Source organism: Leisingera sp. XS_AS12 (assembly GCF_041224635.1).
GTDB lineage: Bacteria > Pseudomonadota > Alphaproteobacteria > Rhodobacterales > Rhodobacteraceae > Leisingera.
Window position 1 is genome coordinate 33,894 of record NZ_JBGFGM010000111.1, and the last position, 16,687, is coordinate 50,580.

The following is a 16,687-nucleotide window of genomic DNA, read 5'->3' on the forward strand; positions in this document are numbered from 1 at the left end:
CACAGAGCAGCTCCCCCGTTGACGCTCGCCGCTGAAAGAGTTTTTGCGATTATTTGAAGGTTGTCTTAACGATTTTCAGCGCTCTACCCTACGCTCGTACCGCAGGAAACGCCCGCAGCAATGCAAGGAGTCGGATTATGGCGGACTTCAAACCAATACTCTTCAAGACCCCCAAGCCGGTCGGCCTGAGCCGCGACGCCATTGAAGCGCTGGCAGAAGGTGTCGCCGCTAAGATGAATGTGGACTACGACGACTATTACTGGTTCGAGAACCTGATCAAGAACATGGGCGGCCGGACTGATGTGGCGACGGGTAACGCTTCGGAGCTCGCAATAGAAGTCTTGGGAAGCGGCGACTTTACGCTTTACAGCTCCCCGCTGGGTAGCCTTAAACATGATCGTGCCCGCATTGCCGCGAGCCTAGGGCATTACGTCCTGCACGCACCGGCTATTCTTGATGGAGAACCTGGGTATGGTATGCGCTCGCCCAGCCACCCTGACCATCCGCACGCGCCTCCGCGGGAGGCACGCTATGAGGCCATCGAGTTCGCCGCCGGTCTGCTGATGCCTAAAGCCGCGTTCTGCGCGACTTGGGAGGAAGGCGGGCCCGCTGCCTGCCAAAAGAAATTCAAGACCCTGAAATCCTGGACAATGGCCCGCGCCCGGCGCCTTAACCTGTCCGCAGATACGGCCGTGCCGGAAATGGCGCCATGAGCGAGCGGATCTATCATGGGTCGACCCAATTGTTCGACCGTTTCTCGCTTCGTAATGCGGGCCGCCTGAGCGGAGCGAGCAATGGCGCGCTTGGCGTCTGGGTCACACCTGAGATTGGAATTGCCTCCGCCTTCACACGAGATGGCTCGGGTTCTGCCCAGGATGTCGTTGGCTATGTTTACGAGCTGGCCGCGCCCGAAGGTGAAATCGCCCCGCTGCCCTTGAAGTGGCTGCTCGAGCAGCACGACATTGCGCAAGGCATCGTAGAGGATCACGGCATTGATGCTGTAATTGCCCATTACGACCGGATCCGCCGGGACTACCTCTCCAAAGGCTATGGGCAGATCTGGATCATGGAACATGATGGCAGCGCTCCAACGCGCATCCTTCTCGACCCGGAAGCCGTTGAGATCAGCCAGACCCTCGCAATCGATCATGATGGCACTGTGTCGCCGCTTACGGACCGCACACATGCTGAACTGAAAAAGGAGACCTCAATGGGCCGCATGAATTACGAAACGCTTCTTGAAAAACTGGAGACTGCGAAAACGGGCAGCATTGAACTCGATGAGATGATCTGGGCCGCCTTGGAAAAACATGACTGGCCGCTGCCGCATTACGATGAAGAGACTTTCTGGAAGTGCCGCAATGAGAGCGACCGGGCGGCGCGTATGTCGACCGATGCCAGCTCGATCGGGAAGTGGCTGGAGAGTGAATGGCCGGACCATCGCATCGAAACGGTCTTCACGGCAGGCCGGGCCCGGATCGACGTCTCCATCCGCGTCGCTGAGACCCTGGTCAAAAAGCGGTTCCGCGGCCCGCTCGCCCTGAACGATATGGCGCGCGGCTTCGCGATCGCGGCGATCGGCGCGCATGCAATGGCGGAGTCCCTTCAGCAGAAGATCTGGAAGCACAACATCGAGGCGGTCAGGAAGAAACTGGCGCCTTGGGAGGAGTGGGATATCGTCAAGGTCGGCGATTACCATCACGCGGTGGATCACAAGAACCGCCTCCTGGGCTCCGGCATCGTGCAGGCCGGAAAGGTTCACGACTGCAAGCACCGGATCAAGGCCCTTGATGTCTTGGTCCGCATGCGCGAGCGCTATGAAGAGGTATTTGCGGATCCGGAACCCGACAACCGCTCGACCCCTGAGGGTCCTGGCCTTTGAGCATGATTTTGCTGCCAGTTCAGCACATTGCCCGGCATGCGCATCCGCTCCGTGATCCGCCCTGGCCGGATTTGCGGGTCTGCGTCGATGAACAGTTGATCAGGCAGGCTTATTGCGACCTGATTTCCGGGAGAGCAGACCCGAATGCCTTCAGCCGCCCCTTGTCAGACCAACAGTATTTAGACGGCAGGTGTCATGCCGGCAGGGTTGCCTGGCTGGCCATGAACGGATGTCCGGATACGATATCGATCGACGCCACGGACATCACCCGCGGCCTGTGGCCGGTCAGCGATGGAAATCACCGACTGGCGGCCGCCTTGTTGCGGGGCGACACGCATATCGAAGCGGAGATTGGCGGCTTTGAAAGCGACATCTTGGCGCATTTCGGGGATAAGGCCGCTCGGGCGGTTTTCGACGCTGAGGCATGTACCGATGACGCGATCTACGGAATGACCTGTTAGATAGGCCCTCCTCTTATCCGCGAGTTATGACCCCTGATGATGACCCCTGTGGTTGTGCCGTGCGCGTGAAGCTGTCAGCATGCTCATCGTTATGAGAAACCGTTTTGCAATAAGCGCAGCTGGCTATCTGATAGATGCTGAAAATCTGACCATGGCGAACCGCGGTCAGGAGGGCCCATATACCTGTCCGGGCTGCGGCGCCGCGATGATTACGGCAATGGGCGCAGTCATGCGGCCGCATTTTCGCCATGCCGCAGGCAGCATCTGCGCGCGGGAGACATATCTGCACGGGGCCGCCAAGGTTGCCTTCAAGACCGCCTTCGACCGCGCCCTGTCCGAAGGGAGGCCGTACCTTGTCAGGCGGGAGGGTCGGAAGATTTGCGGCAATTCGATCGGGAAGCCTGGCGGGCCATGCATGCTCGGACCCGCGGTGCAGGAGCACGACCTGACACGCTGGTTCCAAAGCGCCTCGCTCGAGACGGGCATTCAGGGCTTTGTGGCCGATGTGCTTCTGGAGGGGAAGCAAGGCCAGATGCTGATCGAGATTGCCGTCTCCCACCGGTGCAGCCCGGAAAAGATCGCCTCTGGGCTGCGTATCATTGAAGCGGATATCTTTGGCGATGGCGACATCCTTCGGCTGATGAAGGGGCTCGCTCCGAACTGCAAGCAGCCAGGAGGCTTTGTGCCGGCTCGCAGCTACGGCATTAAGGCCATTGCGGATCAGGAGACCAGCGGCTGCGGAAGCGGCTGCCAAATTCAGGGAACCCGTTTCGCCGTTACGCGCGCTGGCAAGCTCATCTCGAAGACCGGCTGGTACCGCACGCTTTACAGCTGGCCGTCCTTCCCTGTCCTGGGTCGCCTCGACAGTTTCGGGCCGTCCGCTGGGGGAAGGCATGCCCGGGACCTCTCTGAAGTTGCGGCCTTCTTCCGGTACCGCAAGAAGATCGCTGTGAAGTCCTGCCTGCTCTGCAGGAGGCACATCATGCGGAACAATGAGGATGATGCAGGTCCGGTTTACTGCTTTGAGCGCGGGAAAGCCCAGAGGCACACCGAGGCCGCTGCCTGCCCGGATTTCGCCCCCTACCCCGATGATGCCGCACGGCTTCGGGCCATAGCCCGGGATGTGCGCCATGGGGAGGGCAGCTGGGGGGAGGATGACTCGCTGCTCGAATGATGGCGCCTGCCAGATGCCGGATGCGCCAGTGCCGAATGCTATCAATTCTTCGCATCTGCTGCATTCGGGGCACTTGCGCAAAGCCAAGTCACAGCTTAGTTTTTTCGCAATTCTGATTGAAAATCATTGAAACTTGCAATTTGCGATGGGGAACTCGGATGGGTCAGGAAATTGAGGCGCGCGATGATTATTTTGTGATTGATGACATCTCCATTTTCACTTGGAGTAATTTCATCAGCCTCATCGGTGAAGATGGGCGTGATCCGAACTTCAATATCTTGGCAAATGATGATCTCCCGGAAGAGAGCGGCACCTTCCGCATTGAGATTGGCAATGTCAGCATCAACGGCGAAACACCTGATCACTACTACCACCATGGTAGCCCGTCATATTCGTACAGCTACGACTATGTCTCTCACGACTTGGCCGAAGACATGGACGAGTTCCCAACGTCGTATGCGCAGACCAGGCTTGAGCTCTGGAGCGACGCTGTCGATGGCAGGTTCGTTCATGAATTCGACCTGTAGCTTGGCAGCACCTTTGAGCAAACGAGCTCTCTGAATTTCAGACTTAAATTCGATTATTCAGTCGGAAATGATGACTTTTTGTCTCTTGCCCATGTGACCATTGATGTCGACCTGAGCAATGCGGACCCTGTTCCTGATCCGAATGTCGCGGCTGAAATTTTTACGACCGGCGATGGCGTGTTCTCGCTTCTGGATGCGTATGGGGAGCTTCCTGAAGGAGTTTGGCTCAATCCATTCAGATTGTCTATTTCAGGAGAGACGACCCCTAGCGACTACACTTGGGAGTTCGATTATCAAACGGGAAACGTGGCCATTGATCCAAGTCAGTTCGCACATATCGCGCCTGGCGAGATTCTTGAGCTGACACTGGTGTATTCCATTCAAGATCTTGTCCGCTATTCCCAACGCGAGGTCAGCATCACGGTCACCGGCCGGGCGCCCGACATCCATTCGGGCGACGATGGCATTGCCGAAGGCACTGACGACGGCGAGGACGTCTATGGCGGCGAAGGCGATGACACCATCTCCGCGGGCGGCGGCGACGATGATGTGTCAGCGGGGAACGGGTCCGATGTCCTGGACGGCGGTGAAGGCGCGGACAGTCTTGACGGCGGCGCCGGCAATGACACGCTCTCCGGCGGCGAAGGGGATGACCGGCTTGAAGGCGGCGAGGGCAACGACGTCCTGGAGGGCGGTGAAGGTCTTGATACCTACGTCCTGGCGCCGGGATCCGGGGAAGACCGGATCATCGATGACGGCGGCGTCATCGAGATGCTTGCAGACATCCCGGACGAATACCTGCTGATGACCCTTTACGAGGTGAACGGCAAGACGGAGCTGCACATCGATCTTCTGGACGAGGATGGCAACAAGACCGGCGACCGGCTGATCATCGAGAACTTCAACAACACCAGCGGCGGGCCGTCCGGGGGCAGTATCCTTGACTGGGTAATCACCCCTCCTGGTGGAGGCGACGAGCCGATGTCGCCACCCAATCGGGTTTACATCGTTGACCCTGGCCTGGGTGGCGACCTGGTGATCGGGCCTGGCCCGAAACCGGACCCGGACCCGGGCGGAACTCCTGTTCCGCGCCCCTCGGTGGATGTCACGATCATCGACTTCGATGCCTCGGACCTGCGCTTCATGCGGGATGCCGACAGTCCTGACGACCTGATGGTCTATTTCCGGGATCGGCCGGACATCTCGCTTCGGGTCGAAGAGCACTTCGATGAGGGCGGTGCAACCATCCCGGCCGTGAAGGGGATCAAATTCCATGACGGCGAGACGCTCTCTCTGGAGAACGACCTGGTCCTTGAGGGCACGGAAGAAGACGAGGTGATCCGGGCCTCTTATCATGAGGATCTGCTGATCGGCGGCGGCGGTGACGATGTCTTCCAGGGAACCTCGGATGAGCTGGATGGCGATCACGTTACGGATATCGTTGGCTGGGATGCCATCGAAGTCCTGGATGTTGATTTCGAGTACAAGGACATCGATCTCGAAGCGCTGGCCGAGGGCCGGCTGAGCATCGACTACAATGCAGATGGCCTCACGGATATCATCGTCCACCTCGATGATTACCAGGGCAATGGCGTGTCGGTTTCCCGGATTGAAGGTGGCGGGACGCGTGTCGATTTCAACTCCATGCCGACTGAAATCTGGGGAACCGGTCTGGCCGTTGAAGGCGGCGCCATAGTGGACCTGTCGCGCCTGTTTCTTATGCGCGATGTCGATCGTGATATTGAAACTGTGAATGTCACGCTCTCCATCGCAGAGCTCGACCTCAGTCAGATGGAACAGCTCTTTATCGACAACGAAATTGAGAAGGCCTGGGGCATCTCACTGGAAGAGTACCGCAGCGGCGTCCTGGCCAGCATTGAGGCCCTGAAAGAGCAGTTCAATATTGCCGATGGGGCCACAGAAGGCTCCCGGACCTTCACCTATGATGAATTCAAGGACTTCAGCTTTGCAAGTCCCGGCGTCTGGCTGAACCCGGGGGAGAAACTGGAGGAAGCCGCGAACCTCTATTGGACTGATCAGGCTTTCCGCAGCGTTCTGTCGTTCGACGCTTACGCCGTTGATCGGTCCGGCAACCATTCTGTCACGGCCACATCCAAGCTCTACACGGACCGATACAAGGACGACGATGAAGTTCTGCCGATCAACTGGGATGGGTTGGGGTTTTCACTCGGTGCCGTCGGTGCGGGAACAGCTAGTCTGGAAGCTTACTTTGAAAAGGTAATGACCACCTTTGGTGATCACGTCGATGACAATGGCCATGCGTATTTCAAAGAAGGCACCATCGGTGCAGACAACAAACAGGCTTGGGCAAACATTCTGAACTCCAAGGGGGCAAAGTTCGCCTTCAGCATCTTTGGCAAAATGTCTGATGGCATCACGATTTTCAGCATGGCTGTAAATAAAGCCAACATCGACCTCATGTCTGATCGGGAATACGAGGTCAAGAATGGTGGAAAAGCCGTTTCTATTGCTTTTTCTACGGCCACGGACATTTGGATGTCTGGCATCAGTATCGTCAATCCACTGGCAGCTTTCGCCTTCAAGGTTGCAATGGAGGTTATCTCCGTAGCCCTCGACTACTTCGCTATTTTCGAGAGGGTTGTAAACTACATCTACGAGGTGATTGTCGGAGAAGATCCTGGAGAAGAAGGTTATTCTCTCGAGAGCGTCACCAGAGATCTGGAATTAGTCGCAGATGAGGTACCCGCATCCTTCGATTCCGCTTTGGAGAAAACTGAAGTGATGCGAGACGCCGGGGAGCTTTGGTCGAACACCATCATGGTCGAGATCAGCATGCTGGCAGAAATGCAGGAGCAGCTGGCGGCAGCAACCGCGCACGCCGAGCGGATTCACCTCGTTGGCTCTGGGCTGATTTCGATGGTGCAAACCGATGCTGGCGTCCTGGTGACCTATGAAGGCGAAGACGGCACACAGACCCATCTCTTCGAAGGCAAAGATCTGGCGGATATCACGCACCATGAGACCTTCGAGGACTATTCGGACGAGGCTTCGGCCGAGGATGACCAAAGGTTCGAATGGGAGAACTGGGTGCGCCCGGGCGACGCTCCGGTGACCTACGAAGCACGCGACCACGACGATCTCCTGATCGGCAGCCGCGGCGATGACCACATGACCCTGCGCGGCGGGGATGATGAGGTCTACGGCGCCGAGGGCGGCGACAGCTTCGTGATCGACGGAACCGGCACCGCGGAAAGCGATAGCTTCCGGTTTGTCGACCTGAACTTCGACGAAGGCGATCGCATCACCTTCCGGGGCTTCGGAACCGAATATGTTATCAGCTCACGAGAGGAGCTGCAGAACTTCATTGATGCCGGTTATGCCGATGCTATCGACTGGGAGGACGAGAGCGGGGACATCGATGTCACCTTCAGAGGGCTCGATGCAAACCTGTCCGACCTGCCATCGGGGCCGGTCGATCCTGATCCGGTGGACCCTGACCCGGTTGACCCTGATCCAGTCGATCCTGATCCGGTTGATCCGGACCCGGTCGATCCGGACCCGGTCGATCCCGATCCGGTGGACCCCGATCCGGTCGACCCTGACCCGGTCGATCCTGATCCAGTCGATCCTGATCCGGTGGACCCCGACCCGGTTGATCCGGACCCGGTCGATCCTGATCCGGTTGAACCGGTCGAGCCAATCACCGGCGGCGATGATGGTGGCCTGGTCTCCGGTACGGATGGCGATGACCGTATCATCGGCGGCATCGGGCATGACGCGGCCATGGGCGGCGCAGGGAATGACCAGATCGATACCGGTGACGGTTATGACCTGGTGCGCGGCGGGGACGGAGATGACTCCATTGCCGGCGGCCATGGCTTTGACCATCTGTTCGGCGATAAGGGCGCAGACTTGCTCCTGGGTGGTGCGGGGATCGACCGGCTGTCCGGCGGAACCGGCCATGACACCCTGCACGGCGGCGGCGGCCACGACTGGCTGGCTGGAGGGTCCGGGAATGACAGCATGTCCGGCGGCGCTGGCTGGGATCAGCTCTTCGGCGGATCCGGGGACGACATCCTGGACGGCGGGGCCTACAACGATTTCCTTGTGGGCGGTACCGGCAATGACCACCTCCTAGGAGGCGCGGGCCGGGATATGCTGCAAGGCAGCGATGGCGACGACACCCTCAATGGAGGCGCAGGCGATGACAGAATGTTCGGCGGCGCCGGGGCGGATACCTTCATGTTCCAGGAAGGCTCCGGCACGGATACGGTTCACGACTTCGATATCCGGGAAGACCTGCTGCAGTTCTCCGGCAGCCCGGATGGCTATGAAGGTCTCCGGGTTTCCAGTGGCACCGACGGGATTACGATTTCCGGGTTCGACGATGCAGGCAGCGAGATCTTCTTGTCCGGTGTCCACCTGATCGATGAGGACCGGTTTATCTTCAGCTAACCACGACGGGGTGGCCCAAAAAGCTGCCCCGGCGCCCGCTTTCTGAAATATTCCGGGAGATCTGATCCAAATGGATCATGATTTCGCAACCTTCCCAGGTTAACCTGAAGGCGCATATTGTTTTAGTGCGGTGGTGAAGAGTGGGTGCCGCCAGGCTTGTTCCAGCCTGGCGGCCTTCTTCATTTTGGCACCCCAAGCGACCGCTTACGTTATTTTAACGTTAACCCCTGCAACCTGTTTACAGTCGTTTTCGAGTTCCTACAGGTTTGCCCCATGACATACGATGAGAAAGACGTGACCGAGCTGGTAGGTCTTACCTATCAAGCAGCATTAAGCGGCACGACCGGTTGGCGGGAATTCCTATCGAAATTTGGGAAGCTGGGAGACGGGTGTAAGACCTTTTTCCTAATCCAAGACAGCGCTAGAAACGCCGCAAATGGCATCCTCTACGATGGCTTCGACCCGGAATGGATTGAGGCCTTTGAGGCGTATTACGCGTCGACCAACCCTACGCCTGTTAACACTCTTGGTATCGGCGACATCAAGACATCATCTATGATGATTGAACGCTCCGAGATGGAGGCATCCGAATTCTATAACGACTGGCTAAAACCCCAAGGTGATCTAATCGGCTGCGCCGCATTGACGGTCAATCGATCGGCCGAGCAGGTCTTCGTCATAGGTAGCAGCATCCGACGGCGCGATGTTGACGTCAAGGAACCAGAGACTGCGAAACTCTTGGGGCTCATCAAACCTCACGTGCTCAGAGTGCTGGAAATTCAAAAAACGATCTGCGATCAGCGTCTCCTGCTCACTACTGAAACCAATCGACCGGCCGAGAATGTCGGAATCTTCGTGACACAGGGTCATCATCGCCTCATCTATTCCAACGATGTCGGCGCAAACCTTTTGCGCGAGGGGCGCGTCGTGCAACTCGATGAGCTTGGCCGCTTCCGTTTTTCGAACCCGGAGGATGAACATGCGCACCAAACGGCCATCCCCGCCGTGGTGAGCAATCTGATAGGGGATGTGAAACGCTTTGCCGCCTCCGCAAGTAAAGATGATGAATTTGCCTACCGCTGCAAACTCACCCCCCTGCAAGCTTGCGATACCTTGCCCGGAGCACTTGCGGCCATCCGGAACGGCGGAGCGGGTTTCAACGTATTGACGATTGAGCAGATTAGAAAATCCGAAGACCCCATCCAGTCACTTGCATCGCGCTTCGGCCTGACCCGCTCGGAGGCGCGCGCCGCCATAGGGATCGCGAAAGGCACATCTGCAAGAGAAATTGCAGAGGCACACTCAGTCAGCCTGGTGACCGTGCGCAACCAGATCAAAGCCGCAATGAGCAAAGTCGGCGTTCATCGCCAGGTCGAACTAGCGCTGACGGTTTTCAAAACCATCAATCTCTAGCCAAAACGAAAGCCCCCGGCCATTGAAGGGCTCCCTGAGCGCATCGTTTTACTTTGCGCCGCGGCGCCCTAGTCGTGGCTGGGAGAAATCCCATAGGGCGTCCTCAGCATCCTGAACGACCGTATTTGGAATGTCGTCGGCCGGGGCCTGCAGCTCAACGCGCAGCACATGGTCCTCCGGCAAGCACCAGCGGCGCAGGTGCAGCGCATAGGTCGCGTTACTGGCCCGCTGCAGGTGCTCCCTGAGCCGGTCCGCGATCTTCATCGAGCTTCCGACGTAGATCGTGCGCCCTTGATGCTCTGGAATCAGTCGCGGCAGGCTGTAGCTCGCATTTGGTTGCACCCGCCCGAATTCGGCTAGCAAGGCATCCGCCCCGGCCTGGGTGGCCGCCGAGATCCTGTAGATGGCGCGCCCGTAGACCTCGACATGTTCCGAACTTCGAAGCCACTTTTGGATCGCCCCTCTGCCAAGCCCGGCCTCCAATTCCCGCATCGTAAAGTCCCGGGACACTATGGGCCCGAACCGGGCCTGTGGCAGAGCTTCTGCGCGCGCCCGAAGAGCATCCCCTCCCTGGCGCAAAATATCTCGATTTATCATATGGAAAACTCCGGTCTTGGCGAGCCAGGACCCTATAGGTCGTGCTATGAAACCGGAAGAGGTATTCCAAAGTATTCCTGAAAGGAGTACGGTACTCCTCATAAGAGTACCAAGGAGCACTCATGGCTGAAACACTGTTCGTTCCCCGCCCTGCGGTAGCGGAGGGCATCGCGGCGCTCCTCAACCCGGACCCCCTCTTCGGTGAGATTTCCGGGGTATTTCTGGCCGCGCCGCGGCGAACCGGGAAAAGCACCTTCCTGCGCCGGGATCTGCTGCCGCTCCTTGAAGACCGGGGCATGCTGCCGCTTTATGTCGACCTTTGGGCGGACAAGGGCACCGACCCCGGAAAGCTGATTACCGCCAGGATCGCCCGCGCGCTGGAGGAGCACGACGGTCTGATCGCCAAAATCCGGCGCAAGACTCCTTTCAGCGCCATCGGCGCTCTGGGCTTCCGGGTTGATCTGAAATCCTCCGGGACATGGGAGGGCACAATCCCGGATGCACTCTCCCTTCTGGTGGAAGCGACCGGCCAGGATGTCGCGGTGATTATCGACGAAGCTCAGCACAGCCTGGTTTCAGACGAGGGGCGCAATGCGATGTATGCGCTGAAAGCGGCTCGCGATGCGATCAACCAATCCCGGATGCCTGGCCACCTCTACCTGATCATGACCGGCTCTCACCGGGACAAGCTCTCCGCCCTGGTCCATGATCACCAGGCGCCCTTCTTCGGCGCCTCAATCCGGGATTTCCCGCCCCTGGGTCCGGAATACACCCAAGCCATTACCGATCATCTGAACAGCCGGCTCTCCGAGACTGCCAGGCTGGATGCATCAGTAATCGAAGCTGCCTTTGACAAGCTTGGGCGGCGGCCGGAGCGTCTGAATGCCTGCCTGCGCGACCTGTTCCTCGACGTTGATTTCGGGGAGGCGGCGCTGGAGCGGCTGGTCGACGCCCGGATTGCCGCGGCCAAGGCGCAGCTCCTCTCCGAGATCGCATCCCTGTCCCCGCTTCAGCAGGGCATCCTGAAGCTGATGGCAGAGCAAGGGATCGACTTCGCCCCATTTTCCGAACCCTCGCGCGAACGTCTGGGAACACCCGAAAATCCCGCAAGCAAGGGCGGCATCCAGAAAGCCCTGGAAGCGCTGCGCGACAAGGGTCTGATCTGGCGTCCCGGAATCGGCCAATATGTCCTGGAAAGTGCCGAGCTGGCGCTCGCCCTGCAGGGCAGCTGAAGGGCCCATCTGCCCTGCAGCTGCCGGACAGGGGCTATTCAGGCGGGAGCGAGATCGCTGCTGACTTCTAGCTCCTTGATCCCGCGGCTGATCCGGAAGGCCGAAATAAGCTCGCGGGCCATATCCCGCACTTCGATCGCCGAGATCCCGGAAAGCTCCGGCCTGCCGAGGTCGATCACTGGGATGCCCGTTGAGTTGGCGAGCCGGATGGCCTGACCGGTGCCGCCGCCCGCTTTCCCGCCTGGCGTCCAGCAGATCACCACGTTCGTCGGTATCTGGAAATCCTTGCCGAAGATCTGGTTGCCGTTCCGGGACATGAGCTTCAACGTGTAGTGCCGCTTGTCATTGGGGTTGTTGGGATCCGGGGTCAATGCTTCCGGGAAGGCGTGGAAGTTCCGGGCCAGACGCTCGAAGACCGGGCTGCTCTTCACAATGCCATCCGGGATATGCGCCTTCACTTTGGGCAGGAAGATCTCCATTCCGCCGGCGTCGACTTCCCGGGCCCCATTCCAGAAGGCGCTGTCCGCACCCACCGCCCCGCCGGACCGAAGGCGTGCGCCATCCTCGGTCATGAGGGCGCCAATCTCGCTCATCAGCTTCTGAACCCCCGCGGGAGTCTTTCGGGAGCCGACCCCGGCAAAGAAGACCGGATCGTGAAAGCCATCCATCTGCTCATGCGACACCTCGATCTCCACACCCGCCTCAATGGCGCGGTGCAGGTAGATGCGCATCATCTGCTGAACACGCCGCGCGTCCAGACCGCCATTCCCGCAGCCAGGCATCGACATGGCCACGGACCGGTACCCGCGATCGCTGTCGGCCAGCAGACGGTTCATGTAGACGAGCCCGGAGCCGATCCAGTCATAGCGTGAGGCCGCGCGCCAGTGCTGCTTTGTGGCGAGGTTCAGCACCGTCTGCCTGTCGTTCACCTTGATCAGCTGGAAGGTTCCCGGCTGCAAACGGGTGTCCGAGCAGGCCTGCTTGTAGGGGGCCATTATTTTCGGGAAAGCCTTCTTCATGTCGAGCGCAAGCCCCTTCCCCATCACCCCGACTGTGTTCACCGTGTTGACCAGGACGTCTCTTTGCGAATTTTGGATTTTCAGGTTTGGTGTGCAGATGAGCATGAAGTGTTCCTTTCAGGCCCCATTCTCCGTTTTTCGCATGAAAACCGCCACATCTCCCGGGATCAGACGTGCGGGCACACAAGCTGCAGAGGTTTGGTTCCAAACAATTTTAACTAAATTTCGAGGGTTGCTGAAATGTTACGCCTAAAATGCAATTTAACTCGCGCTCCTTGATCCTCCGGTTGAATGGTTGTCTGAAGCGCTCGCCGATATGGCATGATCGAAACCGCGGGAGCTTCATATGTCGCCGAGCCGAAAGGATGATACGCTCGCCCCCCTTCTCGAGGGGGTCGCCCGCGGGAACCGCAAGGATTTCCGGGAGCTTTATGATCGGACCCGGCGGTTCGTGTTCTCCCGAATTCTGAGGCTGATCGGCGATCAATCTGAAGCGGAAGAGCTCCTCCAGGAGACCTACGTCCGCATTTGGAAGAATGCATCCAACTTCGACCGCTCGCGCGGCCGTGCAATTACCTGGATTTCCGCCCTGGCCCGCAAGCTCACGATCAACCGGATCCGGTCGGCGGCATTCCGTGCGTCTACCCTGCAACAACCCATTGAATTTGAGAAAGACATCATCGACCAGGGTACCGACGTTGAGTTATCGATGATCAACGTCCAGCGCGATGCTGAAATTTCCAAACATGTGCAGTCGCTGCGCCCCCAGTATAGGCAAGTCCTGGAGATGAGCTATGTCCAGGGGCTCACCTATCCGGAAATATCCGAGACGCTAGGTATTCCGGTCAATACCTTGAAGACTTGGATCAGGCGCGCGATCATTGAAGTGCGTAACGGTATTGAGGGTGACCAGGAATGATCTCTGATATCAAGATCATCGAGAGCCTGCTCGGACTGGACAATCCGGACGAGCGGGCGCAGCTCCTCAATGACATCGTCAAGGAGCCGAAGTACCGCGACTTCTATTTGAGATGCGCGGAGATCCTGGATGCGGCTTTCCCAATCGAGCCCACACACTTGGAAGATGTTCCTGATCCTGAAGATGTGCTCAGAAGAATAGAAGAACGAATAGATGCCGGGGATTTCAAAGAGCCCCCAATTGATACAGAACAGAAATCTTGAAGACCGCATATCTCTACGCCAGGCGCACTCTCTTCTTGCGTTCCCGTAGAGAAAACACGGGATGCTTTATGCTACCGGCGGCTGCATGCCTATCCCAATGAAGAGCACCGGCGCCCCTTCGCTGACAACCGGGGCTCGCGTCTTGACAGTCGGCTGACACGTCCAAGTCCACGCGAACGTAGCGAAATCATTACGTTTCTGTAGAGATGCCACCAGCGCTCCCCCCTCTATTCCCGCTTCACCAGCGGAGAATGACGAATCCCTCTCGGCTGAATCCGGCGCGGGCAGGCCTTTTAGGCTTGCAACATCAATTCTATGTGATTTTCTTGATCACCCTAATCCCCCCAAATATAGGGGGGAAACAACGAGATGAGGGTTTATGAGGGCCAACATTTTGATTGGAGCAAACCATGAGCCAGCCGGCAGAGCCATCGATCAGTAAGCTACTTGCCGAAACCGGCCAGGGTTCGCGAAGCGCCTTGCGCGAACTCTACAGGCTGACCAGCCCGGAGCTCTACGGCCGGATCCTGACCATTCTCCGCGACCCTCAAGCAAGCAGGGATGTACTCGAGGATACCTACTTGCGCGTTTGGCAGGCTGCACACCTCTTCGATCCTGAAGAGCATGATGCGCGCACAATGCTCAATACCATGGCCCGGACGCGCGCCGTGAATCGCCTGCGCGAGGACAAGAGCCTCCGCACAGTTGCGCGGGGAGCGCAACATCGCGCATTGGCGGAAACTCTCCGAAACGAAGAAGGTGCGGAGCGAAAACCCGCTGAGCGTGAATTCGTCAAGGAGGTCTCGTCTTGCATCGACGCAATGGGGCAGGAATATCGTGAAATTATGTGCTTGGCGTACACGCGTGCGCTGGAGTATGCGGAGATTTCAAGTGTGACCGGGTTCACAGAAGCCCAGGTTAAATCGAAGATCCGTGAAGCGCTTGAAGTGCTTCGCGATACCCTCCGCAGGTGAGGGTCAAGACGTGAGGTGAACTTGTGGACATCGAGACCGACATTCAAATTGCAGAGTGTGTGCTCGGTGTAAGTGAAGACCTGGACAGAAAAAGGGTCTACGATGAAATCAAAAGCTGCCCAGAGAAGTCAAAACGCTACAGCAAATGGGTTGAGGCTATCGACGCGCTGATCGAACATGGGTCTGGTGAAGAAGGTCCGGAGCCGCCCGACGTTTTCTCCAAAATCGAGGCCCGGATAGATGGCTGCGATGACGAGCTCCCCTGGGCAATATCTGCATAGCTGCGATCACCTGACATCTCTTCACGAACAGGCAGAAATGGCTACGTTTCTGTGCAAATGGGTTCGAAACAGCAAGACACTGCAGATGCCCGAAGTGCATTCCCCCCAACTTTGCAGATGGAGGGCCTGCTAGACACAGGAGGATCTCTTGCGCGGCATTCGCCCCTGCCTATGCCGAACCCGGCGAAAGGGAAATCTCAGTGGGCTCCAGGGCAGCGCTCAGTGCCTCGTAGAGTCGGCCAGACATGCCGTCGTGCAAACGAGTGAAATGGTTATCGAAAGCGAGATACATGGCGGCCACTTCCTTGGTGTCCTGCATCCGCCCGACCAAAATATCACCCTCATTGGCCAAATGGAGGATGTCTCGAGTGCTTTCCACCGGTCCGTGGCGGAACAATCCTTCTGAAATCTCGCTGGCCGGGCCGAGCACCCACATCATTGGACCTTTACCCATGCGGTCCCAATTCGGTTTTTCGGTCTTCATCTTTCTCTCCATGAACTAAAATAGGCCGAGCAGCCCGGCTCGGGTATTTCATAGTTTGTTTTTTCGCAAAACGGTCTGAAAACACCTAGAAAATTCGGAGATGTCCTAGGACCCTCCCAACCTTGCCACCCGGACGAAGGCCGAATAGGAAATCTTCAGGGTAGCTCCTGCCGGAGGGTTGTGATGCGGGATGATGAAGGCTTCCTGAGCCTCTTGGAATACGAGGACCGTGGTCCAGCCTACGGGCAGGTAACAAGCCCTTTCGGCGAGCGCATTCTCGCCCTTGGGGCCGATCGGTTTGGCCGCGAATACGGGCAAGTCGTCGAGGGGCTGGCGCGCGCGGTAAGCGAAATGATTGCCATGATAGTACCTGAGAGCCTGGTCAAAGACTGGATTTCGGGTGCGGCACGCCCCTCCACTGATGAGGCGGACCTGATCTGCCGGGCACTGCATTGCGATCGGGATGATCTCCCCTTTTCTGGCTATGTGATCTACGGAAAGCCAAAGCGCGGTCGAGATGCCGGCGGCAGGGTTCGAAGAGCTCTCGAGGCGGCCCGCGCCATGCGGGACATGTCCGGTTGCGGCTGCGATCCGGAGCTGCTGGCGGCGGATCGATTTGCGGAACGGCTCAAGATGGCCTTGGTCCACCGCGGGCGCCTTCAGAAAGAGGACCCGGCGGACTGGGACACAATCTTCCCGCATATCAAGTACCTCATCGGCCCCTGCGCGGAAGGAATCCGCAGAGAGCTCATCGACGGGATAATCCCGGAGGAACCGGTTCTCGAGGAGATTGCCAAAAGGAGCGGAGTGGAAGCTTGCTTCCTGGCCGGGCGCGCCTGGTCGGAGCATTCCTTCGTTCTTATGAAGATTTCCTGAGGCCTCTCATTCGTGGTCTATACGCCCTTGGATATGCTGGATTGCAATGGACGGCCGATCGCAGGCTGCCCGATCTCGGCCAGCGGCCGAATAGGCGCACCCTTCAGCCGGTCTCATGCCGACTGAAGGGAAAAGACGCTCGGCAGCA

16 protein-coding genes are annotated in these 16,687 nt (G+C 58.3%); 13 read left to right on the top strand and 3 right to left on the bottom strand.

Annotated features, from left to right (window positions below):
* Window positions 1–137: 137 nt before the first annotated feature.
* From AB9K35_RS16605 to AB9K35_RS16635, 7 genes are all read left to right on the top strand, one after another.
* Window positions 138–713 (top strand): hypothetical protein, encoded by a 576-nt coding sequence (locus AB9K35_RS16605; protein ID WP_369927780.1) that lies wholly within the window; start codon window positions 138–140, stop codon window positions 711–713.
* Entirely contained in the window at window positions 710–1,882 is a 1,173-nt protein-coding gene (locus AB9K35_RS16610; protein ID WP_369927782.1) for a hypothetical protein, read from the top strand. The genes AB9K35_RS16605 and AB9K35_RS16610 overlap by 4 nt, the downstream gene beginning before the upstream one ends.
* Window positions 1,879–2,343, top strand: a complete 465-nt coding sequence (locus AB9K35_RS16615; RefSeq protein WP_369927784.1) for a hypothetical protein — start codon at window positions 1,879–1,881, stop codon at window positions 2,341–2,343. Before AB9K35_RS16610 ends, AB9K35_RS16615 begins: the two co-directional genes overlap by 4 nt.
* Window positions 2,344–2,875: 532 nt before the next feature.
* The gene (locus AB9K35_RS16620; RefSeq protein ID WP_369927785.1) at window positions 2,876–3,517 is read left to right on the top strand and encodes a hypothetical protein; all 642 of its coding nucleotides are present in this window, start codon (window positions 2,876–2,878) and stop codon (window positions 3,515–3,517) included.
* Window positions 3,518–3,675: 158 nt separating this feature from the next.
* On the top strand, window positions 3,676–4,044 hold the full coding sequence (locus AB9K35_RS16625; protein WP_369927787.1) for a hypothetical protein: 369 nt from the start codon (window positions 3,676–3,678) through the stop codon (window positions 4,042–4,044).
* Window positions 4,045–4,137: 93 nt separating this feature from the next.
* Window positions 4,138–8,481, top strand: coding sequence for a calcium-binding protein (locus tag AB9K35_RS16630; protein ID WP_369927789.1), 4,344 nt, complete (start codon window positions 4,138–4,140; stop codon window positions 8,479–8,481).
* 273 nt (window positions 8,482–8,754) lie between these two features.
* Window positions 8,755–9,894, top strand: a complete 1,140-nt coding sequence (locus AB9K35_RS16635; RefSeq protein WP_369927791.1) for a helix-turn-helix transcriptional regulator — start codon at window positions 8,755–8,757, stop codon at window positions 9,892–9,894.
* Window positions 9,895–9,942: 48 nt separating this feature from the next.
* Here the strand turns inward: AB9K35_RS16635 and AB9K35_RS16640 are convergent, their stop codons facing one another.
* Window positions 9,943–10,386 (bottom strand): hypothetical protein, encoded by a 444-nt coding sequence (locus AB9K35_RS16640; RefSeq protein WP_369927794.1) that lies wholly within the window; start codon window positions 10,384–10,386, stop codon window positions 9,943–9,945.
* 227 nt (window positions 10,387–10,613) lie between these two features.
* Here AB9K35_RS16640 and AB9K35_RS16645 point away from each other — a divergent pair, with 227 nt between their 5' ends.
* The gene (locus tag AB9K35_RS16645) at window positions 10,614–11,723 is read left to right on the top strand and encodes a hypothetical protein (protein ID WP_369927796.1); all 1,110 of its coding nucleotides are present in this window, start codon (window positions 10,614–10,616) and stop codon (window positions 11,721–11,723) included.
* 38 nt (window positions 11,724–11,761) lie between these two features.
* Here the strand turns inward: AB9K35_RS16645 and AB9K35_RS16650 are convergent, their stop codons facing one another.
* A complete protein-coding gene (locus tag AB9K35_RS16650; RefSeq protein WP_369927798.1) occupies window positions 11,762–12,847 on the bottom strand; it encodes a macro domain-containing protein in 1,086 nt (361 codons plus the stop codon).
* A gap of 241 nt (window positions 12,848–13,088) precedes the next feature.
* Between AB9K35_RS16650 and AB9K35_RS16655 the strand changes: the two genes are divergently transcribed.
* The 4 genes from AB9K35_RS16655 to AB9K35_RS16670 all read left to right on the top strand — a co-directional run bounded on the left by AB9K35_RS16655 (window position 13,089) and on the right by AB9K35_RS16670 (window position 15,179).
* Entirely contained in the window at window positions 13,089–13,661 is a 573-nt protein-coding gene (locus tag AB9K35_RS16655; RefSeq protein WP_369927800.1) for an RNA polymerase sigma factor, read from the top strand.
* A complete protein-coding gene (locus AB9K35_RS16660) occupies window positions 13,658–13,924 on the top strand; it encodes a hypothetical protein (RefSeq protein ID WP_027234229.1) in 267 nt (88 codons plus the stop codon). The genes AB9K35_RS16655 and AB9K35_RS16660 overlap by 4 nt, the downstream gene beginning before the upstream one ends.
* Window positions 13,925–14,334: 410 nt before the next feature.
* A complete protein-coding gene (locus AB9K35_RS16665) occupies window positions 14,335–14,898 on the top strand; it encodes an RNA polymerase sigma factor (protein WP_369927802.1) in 564 nt (187 codons plus the stop codon).
* A gap of 23 nt (window positions 14,899–14,921) precedes the next feature.
* Window positions 14,922–15,179, top strand: coding sequence for a hypothetical protein (locus AB9K35_RS16670; RefSeq protein WP_369927804.1), 258 nt, complete (start codon window positions 14,922–14,924; stop codon window positions 15,177–15,179).
* A 169-nt stretch (window positions 15,180–15,348) separates the two neighbouring features.
* Here AB9K35_RS16670 and AB9K35_RS16675 read toward each other — a convergent pair whose 3' ends face one another.
* On the bottom strand, window positions 15,349–15,663 hold the full coding sequence (locus tag AB9K35_RS16675; protein ID WP_369927806.1) for a hypothetical protein: 315 nt from the start codon (window positions 15,661–15,663) through the stop codon (window positions 15,349–15,351).
* 183 nt (window positions 15,664–15,846) lie between these two features.
* Here AB9K35_RS16675 and AB9K35_RS16680 point away from each other — a divergent pair, with 183 nt between their 5' ends.
* Window positions 15,847–16,539 carry a hypothetical protein gene (locus AB9K35_RS16680; protein WP_369927808.1) on the top strand — a complete coding sequence of 231 codons (693 nt, stop codon included), beginning with the start codon at window positions 15,847–15,849 and terminating at the stop codon, window positions 16,537–16,539.
* Window positions 16,540–16,687 lie beyond the last annotated feature (148 nt).

Excerpts from the sequence above, each read along its gene's own strand:
- AB9K35_RS16605 (WP_369927780.1), top strand. The coding sequence starts at position 138 with ATGGCGGACTTCAAACCAATACTCTTCAAGACCCCCAAGCCGGTCGGC.
- AB9K35_RS16610 (WP_369927782.1), top strand. The coding sequence starts at position 710 with ATGAGCGAGCGGATCTATCATGGGTCGACCCAATTGTTCGACCGTTTC.
- AB9K35_RS16620 (WP_369927785.1), top strand. The coding sequence starts at position 2,876 with ATGCTGATCGAGATTGCCGTCTCCCACCGGTGCAGCCCGGAAAAGATC.
- AB9K35_RS16625 (WP_369927787.1), top strand. The coding sequence starts at position 3,676 with ATGGGTCAGGAAATTGAGGCGCGCGATGATTATTTTGTGATTGATGAC.
- AB9K35_RS16635 (WP_369927791.1), top strand. The coding sequence starts at position 8,755 with ATGACATACGATGAGAAAGACGTGACCGAGCTGGTAGGTCTTACCTAT.
- AB9K35_RS16640 (WP_369927794.1), bottom strand. The coding sequence starts at position 10,386 with ATGCGGGAATTGGAGGCCGGGCTTGGCAGAGGGGCGATCCAAAAGTGG.
- AB9K35_RS16645 (WP_369927796.1), top strand. The coding sequence starts at position 10,614 with ATGGCTGAAACACTGTTCGTTCCCCGCCCTGCGGTAGCGGAGGGCATC.
- AB9K35_RS16650 (WP_369927798.1), bottom strand. The coding sequence starts at position 12,847 with ATGCTCATCTGCACACCAAACCTGAAAATCCAAAATTCGCAAAGAGAC.
- AB9K35_RS16655 (WP_369927800.1), top strand. The coding sequence starts at position 13,089 with ATGTCGCCGAGCCGAAAGGATGATACGCTCGCCCCCCTTCTCGAGGGG.
- AB9K35_RS16660 (WP_027234229.1), top strand. The coding sequence starts at position 13,658 with ATGATCTCTGATATCAAGATCATCGAGAGCCTGCTCGGACTGGACAAT.
- AB9K35_RS16665 (WP_369927802.1), top strand. The coding sequence starts at position 14,335 with ATGAGCCAGCCGGCAGAGCCATCGATCAGTAAGCTACTTGCCGAAACC.
- AB9K35_RS16675 (WP_369927806.1), bottom strand. The coding sequence starts at position 15,663 with ATGAAGACCGAAAAACCGAATTGGGACCGCATGGGTAAAGGTCCAATG.
- AB9K35_RS16680 (WP_369927808.1), top strand. The coding sequence starts at position 15,847 with ATGCGGGATGATGAAGGCTTCCTGAGCCTCTTGGAATACGAGGACCGT.